Raw genomic sequence first — 12,301 nt, forward strand, 5'->3', positions numbered from 1 at the left:
ACATTAGATTCCTCTCAGCCCTTATGTCAAGCCTAATTGAGATGCTCTTACCCTGTTGCCTCTTGCCTGCCTACGCAAATTAGTTCAGAAATCAAAGCGGATTCCTATATGACATTAGTCACGGTTTAACTAATTACCTTTTTCACTAGTGTATATATCCTTTCAGTTCTATCATTTATTTGTCAAAGTGATTAATATTTCGCGATATATTAATCACTTTGATGTCTACATCATAGAAGGAAAGTTTGCGAATGAGTATTAAAAGAGTACTTGCTAGTTTAGCGCTGATTTTACCAATTGCTGTTACCTTTATTCCTTCCCAAGCCGATGCCCAGATCAGAAGGCCAGTTAGGCGACCGGTTCCAGTTAGAATAATCAAAAGACCAGCGCCAATTAGGGTTTATACCCCTACCCAAGCGAGAAGGAGGATATTGGTTCCTGGACGTTGGGTACAAAGAAATCGTGGCCGCCAGTGGATACCGGCTCGCTATGTATATAGATAAAAAGACCTACAACTGCAATAATTTATTGCCTATCAATATTGATTGCAGAGTTCTTTTTTCATAGCTTTTGTTGGTGTTTAAAAATCCCCTTTAGAAATATTCTAAAGGGGTATTATTTCATATTTTTAATAAAAATAGCACTTCTTCGTTGATTCCTATACAGATCCAGGGCAAAGGCATCTAAATATTGACGAGCCTGAGTAAGAGTGGAATGCAGCAAGATAGACGTTAAATCTCTATACTCCTACAGCCGATTAGTGTGTTGCAAATATTTGTGGAAATGGTATGAGATAATTAAAGCAATTTATTAAAACCAGAAAAATGCCATTAACTATATCTTCCACACCTCAAGGTTTTAGTGCATTTATTACTAACTTGGGAATACGAGATGCGACTGATGATTTTGTATTTATTAAATCATCAGTTCCTTGTGTTGCTGATGGAGTCTTTACTCAAAGTCTTTTTGCCGGGCCAAGTGTTACTATTAGTCGCGATCACTTAAAAGATTCACAAGCACAAGGAATAGTCATTATATCTAAAAATGCAAATGTAGCTAATGGTTCTGTTGGCATCGCTGATGCCCAAGAGGTTCTACAATTAGTTGCAAATGAAACTGGAATTGCTGCACATAATATTGTGATAGCTTCGACAGGTGTAATTGGCAGACGTTACCCGATTGAAAAAATCCGGACAGGTTTATTAGGATTAGGGAAAAAATTGACTGCTGCTGATTTCCATGCCGCAGCCCGTGGTATTATGACCACCGATACAGTAGCGAAAATAGTTACACGGCAAATAGGAAATGCCAAGCTGGTAGGAATTGCCAAAGGTGTTGGCATGATTGAGCCTAATATGGCTACTCTCCTAACTTTCTTTTTTACTGACGCTGCAATTTCTGCAAATAGCCTTCGTTCTATTTTTCGCTCTACTATAGATAAAACTTTTAACTGTCTGAGTGTAGACACTGATACTTCTACTAGTGACTCCGCCGTGATTCTAGCTAATGGAATAGCCGGTGAAGTTTCAGAAGTAGATTTTGCCAGTGCATTGCAAGAAGTTGCACAAGAATTGGTGTTGAAAATTGCACGAGATGCAGAAGGTGCTACCAAGATTCTTGAGGTGACTGTAGATTCAGCGATTAACTATGCACAAGCTAAAAAAGTAGCAAAAGCAATTGTGAATTCACCATTAGTAAAAACTGCCGTCTATGGAGCAGATCCGAATTGGGGACGAGTCGCTATGGCTATAGGCAAATGTGAAAGTGAACAGCAGATAAATCCAGACAGAGTTGTTATTAGTTTTGATAATGTGAAGGTTTATCCTAATAGTTTAACTAATGAAAATCTGGAACAGTTGCGGCAAATTATGTCAAAAGATCAAGTAAATATTCATGTTAGCCTTAATATTGGTGAATCCTCTGCAACTGTATGGGGTTGTGATCTTTCAGAGGGTTATATAGAAATTAATGGTAAATACTCAACTTGATTAAGTAAGTAAGAGACTATTCATAAAGTAAACCTGAAATTGTAGGGTGCGTTATCGCTGAGAGTACGGCACCATTCTCAAGGGTTTGGTGCCGTACTCTCGCAGCTACACACCCTACGTATATTTTCAAAAATCAAACATGAGTCTTATATTTGCTTTATGAATAGCAGTTCTAGCTCTGAAAATACGGCTAGAACCGCTTATTATGAGCCAAGATTAGGGAGAGAAACTTTGGCGTCAGCTAAAAATGGGGTTAAGTGCTTTATATTATGGGCAATTCCACGGACATGGTATTAGTTTTCATCTAGAGATGGATAAGTAGCATAGATATATCAATAGCTAAAAGTAAGCCCCCATTTACCAATTGCTTTGTCAAAAAAGTTGACATGGGTAGTTTTTATGTATTATAGTATAATACAGGCGGGATGAGTTAAATTAAAAAAAAAACTTCCTAGCCAGTACAGCACGGTGAAAATAAAACTACTATTTGTACGCTATTAGTTAATTTTACGAGAAAAATTTTTCAAAATCTCCTACTTAATACCAAATAATTCGATTAACGCTGCATAACTAATAAATATGGATTTTGACTATTTTAGAAGCAATGAAGGCACTCCTACAAATAATACCCGGCAAAGCTTGCTTGCTAGCGGTTGGCGACCGTTTAACCGAGAATTAGACTGGGGGTTTTTGTGGCATCTATTGCACAGTGACTCCCGCGAGTTAACTCAAAAAAGTCTGAATTTAGCAAGTAATGTTGCTGATACTTTGGGAAGAAATAATTATGCTTGGTGGGCTAACTTATTAAATGTCGTATCTGATAATACCCGCTACGAAGTTGAAAAGTTTTGGAATTACATCACGCCAGATCCTCAATCACCAGATCATCGCTACAAAGATGTTTTGAGTACAGAAACGCCTATCGTTCAATTTGTGAGTCGTAGTAGCATTCCCATTGATTATGTTCTGAACCGACTGCAAGAAATTACTGTACTGCGAGTTTTAGGTGTGTTGGGTAATCCTGACATTATTACGCAGTATTACTCAGAAAGAGATTTTTATTTTCCTATAGATAGATTTGTCAGTTGGGAACGCTTAGATGTTATCAATACTGTTTATGCTTACTGGTCGAAGTATGACGTTTGGTTGCAAATTGACCCCTACGATCGCGGGCGACGACAATATAGTTTAATGGCGAAAAATCTTGCGGCACTAATTAACAAAGCGACTTACGACTTAGCCGTGATGCTGAGTGGATATCAAAGTCGTGTAGGTAAAGTTCATAGTCAATTTTCCATTCGGACATTTCCCGCAGATATACAAAACTTTACTGATTCTGTACAGCAAGCGATTCTGAATCAAAACCAGTTAGCGGTTGTTGTACATGGGAAACCAGGTACTGGTAAAACAGTTTGGACACAGGCAGTTGCAAAAGAAATTCTTGTACCTTTGGGGTATGTAATTTTTATTTTAGATCATGATGCGATCGCTAACTTTGTCCCACCGACTTACATAGAGCGTATTTGTATCGTTATTAACGAAGCTGATAATCTAGCGCAAAATCGTGCTTCTGAGGTGGCGCAATACAATAACAAAACCGAACATATTCTGAGTTTGCTGGATGGCACTTTGTATCAGAGTGTAATTGATGACTCTGGTATTCAGATGCAGCAACGGTTAGTTGTCTTGATGACTTGCAATACTACAGAAAGATTAGATCCAGCCATGTTACGCAAGGGCAGGGTGGATTTAATATATGAGTTTACGCAACTATTTGTATGAAGGAGGCAGAGGGAAGGGGCAGGGGGAACTTTCCGCGACGCTCAATGACTTGCTCTAAGCGTACTCCTACGGAGAAGCAAGCTACGCGCAGCGTCTCGTAGAGAAGCCATGCCGTTCGCGTTAGCGTCTCTGAAAGAGAAGGCTTTACGCTGCGCTATCGACACAAATCTTTTATACTAGTGCGGCTCTAAACACATAACTAAAGTTTTTATTAATACTTCTTTCCTTCTGCCTTCTGCCTTTTTTGTCAATCTACTTTCACCAGAGTTTCACCTGTTCTTGCAATACAAGCTGATGCTGTTTGCGCCAAGCTTGGGGAGGTAAACCGTGATGTTGGCGAAATTGACGGGAGAAATGAGACACATCCTGATAGCCCAATGTTTTCGCTATCTTCTCAACTGTCTGATTATTATTTTGGAGTAAAAAACGCGCTCCCGCCATGCGGCGTTTGACAATCCAGCAATTTACAGTCTCTCCTGTCTGCCGTGCGACTCGGTTTGTTAAGTAAGCAGGTGAGTAACCAACAGCAAGAGCGACATCACATAAAGTAATTCCTTGATGATAATGGGCTTCGATAAAGTCAAAAACCTCTTTTAATTGGGGAATGGAGGGAAAAATTGACTTAGAAGGAATGTTGGCTTCTTGATCAGAGGCTACGGCAACACCTCCAGCGATCGCTGTAGTATCATCTGTAAATACTGATTTTGGTGCTTTCTCGAACTTCATAGCGCACCAGTATTGGAGATTAGCTTGCTTTTGCAAGCGAATTGCGATCGCTCTGAGGAGTTCTTCTAGTGTCGAGGGTTTGGTAAGATAGTCATCTGCTCCCAATTCCATAGCTTTGCGAACATCTGATCTGGTACTACTACCAGTTAGAAAAATGAAAGGAATAATTGCTGTAACAGGATCTTGGCGTAGCGTAGTTAAAACGCTATAACCATCCATATCGGGCATCGTGATATCGCAAATCACTAAGTCGGGCGTACTCTTTTGTGCTTGTTGGATACCAACACGACCGTTTTGAGCACCTATCATATCAAAACCTTTAGCCTCAAGACCCTTTAAATAAAGATCGCGGGTAACGGTATCATCTTCAATGACGAGAATTTTCTTTGACGATTCGTACATCATTTTTTATTACCATAACTTTTTGTAAAAGCTGATTACTAGACTCTTTAGTGAGTATCTAAATTAGGATGAAATTAACTACCTCCTTCAGAGAGCTATTACTTAATAAGTTGTTAATCAACAACTAGAGTAATCCGCTTTGTTTTTTGAACTTACTTGCGTGGTGCGCGTTCGCGGAGCGTGTCGCAGAGAAGCACGATAGGTAGGAAATAGGCAACAGTCAAGAAGGTTTTTTGAGATGTACGGTGTTTTTTCAAAAATACAATATGAGTCTTATATCTTCATTTCAAAACTCATAACTCGGAACCGATTTATAATTTGACTAATGGCAGCATCACAGTAAAGGTAGTGCCCACAGCAACTTCACTTTCTACAGAGACTTGACCGTGATGTAAATCTACAAGGGTTTTGAGAATCGATAGTCCTAGTCCCGTACCAGGTATATTATCAATATTACTACCACGGTAAAATGGTTCAAATATTCGTTGTTGATCTACTACTGAAATACCGATCCCCCTATCTTTTACCTGGAAAATTAATTTTTCATTTTGGCAAGATAGTTCCAAGTCAATTGCAATATTTGAGGGAGAATACTTAATCGCATTATCAAGCAAATTCTTCAAAATAGGCTCTAACAACTTTTTATCTATATAGGCTGTTAGAGAGTTATCTTTAGTTACCAAATTAATTGGATTTTGGCTAATACTCATCTGCATTTGTGCAACTAAATCCTTACAAAACTGAACTAGCTCAAGCGGTTTTGGTTCAAAGTTTAATTTTGCTGATTCTGCTTTAGAGAAGAACAAAATATCATCCAACATCAGGCTCAGTTGTTCAGTAGCTTTTTGAATGTGATCGAGTAATGGTTGTATTTTTTTCTGTGTACGTTTGTCTACTTCTTCCTTTAGTAAACTATTAGAAAATGAAACAATATTCAGCGGAGTTCGGAATTGATGGCAAACCATAGAAAGAAAACGCGCTCTTAGTTCGCTAAGTTGTTTGGCCTGTTCTAAAGCTTGGTTAAGACCTAATTCTGCATATTTGTAATCGGTAATATCGATACCTGCAATTAATTCAACTGGGTTTCCCCCAAAATCCAGCCCTCCATCAAGCTTGGCAACCGCGCAGGCTAGCCAGCGCTCCGTGCCGCTTTTTGTCAGAATATTCATTTCCTGGTATTCAAAGTTACCTGCTTCACCCTGCTTACGTATCTGCCTGCGTTTTTTGCTCTTAATCAGTCGGCGAAGATCAAAACCTGTTAGCAGTTCCTCTTTTGTATAGCCAGTGAGTTGCTCTACTGCCGGATTTATATAGCAAAGTCGTGTGCCTTGAATCAGAAAAGTGCTAGTATCTGTTGTCTCTGCTAAAGTCCGAAATCTAGTTGCGTTTAATCGTAATGCTTCTTCAGTCTGTTTCGATTCAGTAATATCCCAAATACTCCACACTCTCCCAATAATTTTACCTTCAAGCAACTGAGGTTTAGAGTAGTGTGCAAAAACTCTCCCATCTTTCAACTCCAGAATGTCGTAGCTCTCGAAATCAGATTGGCTAGACACTTCCCAAATCAGCCGACTAAAGGCTTGTGAATCTTTAAGTTGGTTCTCAAAAAAGGTTTTGCATTGAGGACATTTCTTAGATAGTATTAGCGACTCTGGAATCTGCCACATCTCTACAAATTTCTGATTCAAGCTCAGAATATCTCCCTCAAAATTAACTGCAACAATACCAATGGCAGTAGATTCGAGAGTAGAACGAAGTAACGAAAGAGATGCTTCTAGTTCTACTTCTTTTGCTTTGAGTTGAGAAAATTCTTGTTGTAAATTATCTTTGGCATCCCTTAATTCATCAGTCCACTTTTGCACGCTAAGTTCTACTATTTCGTCATTTTTCTCACGAGCAAAAGCACAACCAAATTCCATATCTTGTTGTTTTACATAGCTCATGGATATTTCTACTAAAAATATCCGGCCTCCTTTTGTCCGATAGCGAGATTTAAAGGTAAGAGAACCCTGTGAGCAAATATCTGACCAATTGTGTAGAGAAAAATCTACGTCTATATCATGCAGCCTCATGGAAAGTAATTCTTCACGGGAATACTCAGTCATCAGACAAGTGGCATCGTTGACGTAAAGAAACTGCGCGTTTGCTCCTAAACAGAAGGCAGCATCTACAGCGTGATTTATTAGGAAGTGAGCAAACTTCATTTCTACTTCAGGTTGTAGTGCCCATTGATTGTTTGATCTAGCTAGTGTATATTCGCCAGAATTCATATTCCTACTTCCTCCTGGTAATCAATCAGCACTGTAGCCATTAATGAGTTAATAGTCATAACTTACTAAAATCTTTGGTGCACTCTTCGGCTGGTAAAAAATAAAATTAGTTAGTAATTTAAAAAATCTTACTAATTGTCTTAACAAAACTTATCATACCAATAAAATGCGAATTTTTAAACCAAATTTTCCTAAAAAACTAAATAATTAAAAACTTTTATTTTTGACTTAAACAGTTTTTATAGCAGCACAAAATTTAGACCAATCAAGTCTATATTTGTCAATAAACCTTATTAGATTAGAGTTCAAAACTCTTAATCTATAAGTATGAAAGGTATTTTAAATTTAAACTAGCCTTCTACAGAGCTAACTAATAGTTCATCAACCTAAAATTTCTGGGTTCCGACTGGGGAAAAGTTAAAGGATAAAAAATTATCCTTTAACTTTTCCCTCGCCAATGACTTTGACGAACTACTAGTACAATGTCTAAGCTAGTTTTGAGGATTTGTAGTCAGGACTTTAGTGCTTAGAAAATAAGGACTAAAGTCCTGACTACGAACTTGCTTACCCATCAATTTCAACTTGACGGACTAGTAGTACACTGTGGCGGAAGTTTGCTTATCTTTAACCAGTTGCTTTGAGCAACTTGTCTAGTTAGTTGAGATGGCAGATGGATTTCCGCCGTGCTGTACTACTGTAGAGTCGTTTGATTTTTAACATAAATGAATTTGCAGTGCTTGGCTTAAATGAACAAATTTCACTCATCAACTTATTTTCTTAATTTATCTTAACTTACTCTTTCAGGGATCTAACTATAGAAGAATATGCTTAGTCATCTGTCGTGAGAAGTACCTTTGTATTAAAAAAATACGTAAAAATTTACGTATAGCGTTGTGTTTGTTTTGTCATAAAGAAACATTGCATTAGTATACTAAGTATATAACTTGTTTCAGTAGCAATAAAAAATACTTCTTAGGCAATGCATACTAAACGCTTAGTCATCTCTGGAAGGAAATATAAAAAGTTAAGAAACAATGTATTTATCGTTACAAATCATTGACTCAAAAAGTTTTCGGTGGCAATATGAAAACCGCCAAACTTGTTACAGTTCAACTCATGCTTTAATTCGGATAAAAAGTTGTGTAAGTTTTAAAGCAAAAGAATTGACAACCAAATCAAAAAATTTCCTATTGTAAATTTGGCAATGTGCTGCTTCTGCGATGCCTACCGCAGGCTACGCAGAAGCAGAATATCAATCCTTTAGAGTGACTAAGTTGGGAATGTCGCAATCACAATAAAAGCGAAAGAATTGACATCTGCATCAAAAGATTTTTCATTGCAGATTAGGCCCAGACCATAATAAGCATCACAAGTCAAGAACCTCCCCACGCGGTTTAGCAAGTAGATAGGTGCGATTAAAGCTAGCTATATTAAGCTTTGTAAAGATTCTGAGACGCGCTTGAATTCAGGTTAGTTGCTAGTTTATGTACGCTTACATGATTTAGTTTTTTGCCGCAAACCTACCTTTTGTACTGTAATCATCACCACAGAAGCGAAAAAATTGACACTCCCATCAAAAGATTTTTGATTGCACAAGGGTCTTTCTCTCCCTTATTCTGGTCACAAGAAGCACAACCTCAACTGTTGTATGCTTTTGCTAAAAATTTTTTGGTACTGCGCTCACAAGCATCAATCAGCAGCGATCAACCATTTCTACTAGCGACCAAGTTAGGTCATAGCTGTAAGAAACAACAGAGTTGTTTGTATTAGATATTTCTAGATTTCTAGCGCTGTGATTGTAAACTGAAAAGCCTTTGTGTAACTTTATGTAATTAAGTGAAACTAATGAGTCAAAACTATACTGGTTCAAACTCTCCTCTCATCACTACCGAACCATACAAGGAATTTCCAGCAAACAGATATGTAGAATCTGTATCTGGCTCCCGTCAGCTTGATGAATCGGAGAAAAATGGGGGAATTCAGCCTTTTTTAAATGACGAAACACCCCCAACGCTTTCAGTTGCCGATGCGATCGCTCAAATGTTGGTAAATTTGGGAGTAAGTTACGCTTTTGGTGTCGCCGGTGGTGCAATGGCCAGCCTTTGGGGGGCGCTATCCAATAGCAATATAGAAGTGTTGAACTTCCGCCATGAAGCCGGAGCAGCATTTGCAGCTACCGAAGCATACTTTGCCAATAATCGCCCCACCGTAGTTTTTACCACAGCCGGGCCGGGGATCACCAACGCACTGACCGGATTATTTGCGGCTCGTGGGGAAGGTGCAAAGGTAATTTTGTTGTCAGCTTGCACCTCAGCACCGCAGCGTGGACGTTGGGCTATTCAAGAAACCAGCACTTACACATTGCCTAGTGGCGGAATTTTTACCCCAGGAGCGCTATTCAACTATGCCATCACTATTGAATCTGCGGCTCAATTACCGCAGATTTTTCGTAAATTGGCTCTGGCTATGGCGCAACCAGGCGGATTTGTCGCCCATTTAAGTATTCCTACAGCTGTGCAGACAAGTTTAGTTGAAGATATAGCCTTACCTCAACTAGATATTTCTCCCTTTCCGATGACTGCTTCAAAAGAAGCGATCGCTAAATCGGTAGAGTTATTATCATCCGGCCCCTTTGCTATCTGGGTTGGTTTCGGTGCGCGTGACGCAGCAGCCGAAATCCTCCAACTCGCTGAAAAAACCGGAGCCGCCGTTATCTGCTCACCTCGTGGTAAAGGTATATTCCCTGAAGATCATCCGCAATTTGTGGGTGTCACAGGTTTAGGCGGTCATGCTTCCGTCTTAACTTATATGGAAGAACAACCTCCACAACGCACACTCGTATTAGGAACCCGCCTTGGTGAACCGACTTCCTTTTGGAGTGCGGCGCTAGTTCCCAAAGGAGGTTTTGTCCATGTCGATATTGACCCAGAAGTGCCAGGTGTTGCATATCCACACGTTGAAACTTTCGGGGTTCGGTCTGACATCAAAGCCTTTGTGGAAGAGTTATTGCAGCAATTACCAGATGCTCCTCATTCCACAACTTTGTCGTTACCTCGTCCAGAACACAAAGCAATTGAACCAGCATCAGACGTAGATTATCCAGTGCGGCCAGAAGTATTGATGGCAGCAATTCAAAAGATCATTGTTGAGGGTAGCAATGCGATAGTTATGGCGGAGTGTGGTAACTCCTTTACTTGGTCAACCCATCTACTCCAATTTGCCCAAGCCAATCGTTACCGAGTCAGTACCGGAGTCGGTGCAATGGGTCACGCCGTCACCGGAGTGTTGGGTGCAGCACTGGCAAACAATAGCAAGGCTGTAGGGATTGTTGGTGATGGAGCAATGTTGATGAATAACGAAATCAGCACAGCCGTGAAATACAAAATTCCCGCCATCTGGATTGTACTCAACGATGCGCGTTACAACATGTGCCATCAAGGGATGAAAATCTTGGGATTAAAGGGCGCAGATGCAACACTTCCACCGACAAACTTTGCCATGATTGCTCGTGGAATGGGAGCAGAAGCGATCGTAGTTGTCAGAGAGTCGGATATTGAAGCGGCATTAGAACAAGCGATCGCATCAACCGTTCCCTTTCTCATTGATGTAGTGATTGACGCCGATCGACCAGCACCTTCTGGTGGACGTAATAAGAGTTTAGCGGCACAAGGAGTTAAATCAAGTTCTGCGAAAAGTGCAGCCAAGCAAGTTTCATTCCCAATGGTTTGATTTTGAAAGCTGGCAATCGAATGAGATTGTTATACACACTACTCCCCTCCGACTCAAAGATTCTTTATTTACGAACCGCCAACCATTAAAGAAGGACGCAAAGCAAGAAATAGCTAATCTTAACTCTACTAATTCGTAGCAAATTCTCTGCGTCCCTTTGCGTTTAAATTCCCACCCTAAATTCGCCACGATTTTACGCAAACTACCAAGTTTTTCTTAACTTCATCCAATCTTAATCTTCATGAGTGTTTTTGTGTCTACATCTTTACATTTTGTAATGGTAATTACTTTCTCTAACCAATCCCAAACAATATCAAGAGGTCAAGATGCTGCTATTTGAAACTGTTAGAGAAATGGGTCATGAACAAGTTCTATTTTGTCATGGTAAAAACCCCGAAATTAAGGCAATTATTGCCATCCATGATACGAGCTTAGGCCCAGCGATGGGAGCTACAAGACTCATGCCTTATATCAACGAAGAAGCTGCTTTAAAAGATGCACTTCGTCTGAGTCGGGGTATGACTTATAAAGCTGCCTGTGCAAATATTCCCGCTGGTGGAGGAAAGGCAGTCATTATCGCTAATCCTGAAAATAAAACAGATGATCTGTTGAGAGCCTATGGACGTTTTGTTGATAGCCTAAACGGACGTTTTATCACCGGACAAGATGTCAATATTACTCCTGACGATGTGCGGACAATCAGTCAAGAAACTAAACATGTTGTTGGGGTATCAGAAAAATCTGGTGGGCCTGCTCCCATAACATCACTAGGAGTTTTTCTCGGAATTAAAGCTGCTGTAGAGTCTCGTTGGCAGAGCAAAAGACTTGATGGGATGAAAGTTGCAGTTCAAGGCTTAGGAAATGTCGGTAAAAATCTTTGTCGGCACTTACATGAGCATGATGTCAAGCTTTTTGTTAGCGATGTAGATCCAGCAAAAACGGAAGAAGCAAAACGGCTTTTTGGTGCAACTGTTGTAGAACCAACTGAAATTTACTCTCTGGATGTAGATATCTTTGCTCCTTGCGCTTTAGGAGGAATTCTTAATAGTCATACAATTCCTTTTTTACAAGCTTCGATTATTGCTGGTGCAGCTAATAATCAATTGGAGAATGAGCAACTACATAGTCAAATGCTTACCAAAAAAGGAATTCTCTACAGCCCTGATTATGTAATTAATGCCGGAGGGCTAATTAATGTTTACAACGAAATGATTGGTTATGACGAAGAAAAAGCTTTTAAGCAAGTGCATAACATTTATGACACGCTATTAGCAATTTTTGATATTGCTAAAGCGCAGGGAGTTACTACCAACGATGCTGCCAAACGTTTAGCAGAAGACCGGATCAACAATAGTAAGCGGAACAAAACTAAAGCGATCGCAGCTTAATTATTACTATCTTAAG

The 12,301-nt window shown here is 39.6% G+C and carries 7 protein-coding genes; 5 read left to right on the plus strand and 2 right to left on the minus strand.

Going from position 1 to position 12,301, the window contains the following annotated elements; translation table 11 throughout:
- Positions 1 to 251 precede the first annotated feature (251 nt).
- The 3 genes from ABF638_RS23730 (at position 252) to ABF638_RS23740 (ending at position 3,770) form a co-directional block, all read left to right on the plus strand.
- A complete protein-coding gene (locus ABF638_RS23730) occupies positions 252 to 503 on the plus strand; it encodes a hypothetical protein (RefSeq protein ID WP_435025402.1) in 252 nt (83 codons plus the stop codon).
- Positions 504 to 824: 321 nt separating this feature from the next.
- Entirely contained in the window at positions 825 to 1,988 is a 1,164-nt protein-coding gene (gene argJ, locus ABF638_RS23735) for a bifunctional glutamate N-acetyltransferase/amino-acid acetyltransferase ArgJ (protein WP_435025403.1), read from the plus strand.
- A gap of 579 nt (positions 1,989 to 2,567) precedes the next feature.
- A complete protein-coding gene (locus ABF638_RS23740; protein WP_435025404.1) occupies positions 2,568 to 3,770 on the plus strand; it encodes an AAA family ATPase in 1,203 nt (400 codons plus the stop codon).
- Between the two features lie 258 nt (positions 3,771 to 4,028).
- Here the strand turns inward: ABF638_RS23740 and ABF638_RS23745 are convergent, their stop codons facing one another.
- Complete coding sequence (locus tag ABF638_RS23745; RefSeq protein ID WP_435025405.1) at positions 4,029 to 4,901, minus strand: response regulator transcription factor; 873 nt, start codon at positions 4,899 to 4,901, stop codon at positions 4,029 to 4,031.
- Positions 4,902 to 5,209: 308 nt separating this feature from the next.
- Positions 5,210 to 7,168 carry a scytonemin biosynthesis sensor histidine kinase gene (locus ABF638_RS23750; RefSeq protein ID WP_435025406.1) on the minus strand — a complete coding sequence of 653 codons (1,959 nt, stop codon included), beginning with the start codon at positions 7,166 to 7,168 and terminating at the stop codon, positions 5,210 to 5,212.
- A 1,845-nt stretch (positions 7,169 to 9,013) separates the two neighbouring features.
- On the opposite strand from ABF638_RS23750, the gene scyA reads away from it, so the two are divergent.
- A complete protein-coding gene (gene scyA, locus ABF638_RS23755) occupies positions 9,014 to 10,897 on the plus strand; it encodes a scytonemin biosynthesis protein ScyA (RefSeq protein WP_435025407.1) in 1,884 nt (627 codons plus the stop codon).
- A gap of 326 nt (positions 10,898 to 11,223) precedes the next feature.
- Positions 11,224 to 12,285, plus strand: a complete 1,062-nt coding sequence (scyB, locus tag ABF638_RS23760) for a tryptophan dehydrogenase ScyB (protein ID WP_435025408.1) — start codon at positions 11,224 to 11,226, stop codon at positions 12,283 to 12,285.
- Positions 12,286 to 12,301: the final 16 nt, after the last annotated feature.

The sequence above is a fragment of the Nostoc sp. CALU 1950 genome (assembly GCF_051172895.1).
Classification (GTDB): Bacteria; Cyanobacteriota; Cyanobacteriia; order Cyanobacteriales; family Nostocaceae; genus Nostoc; species Nostoc edaphicum_A.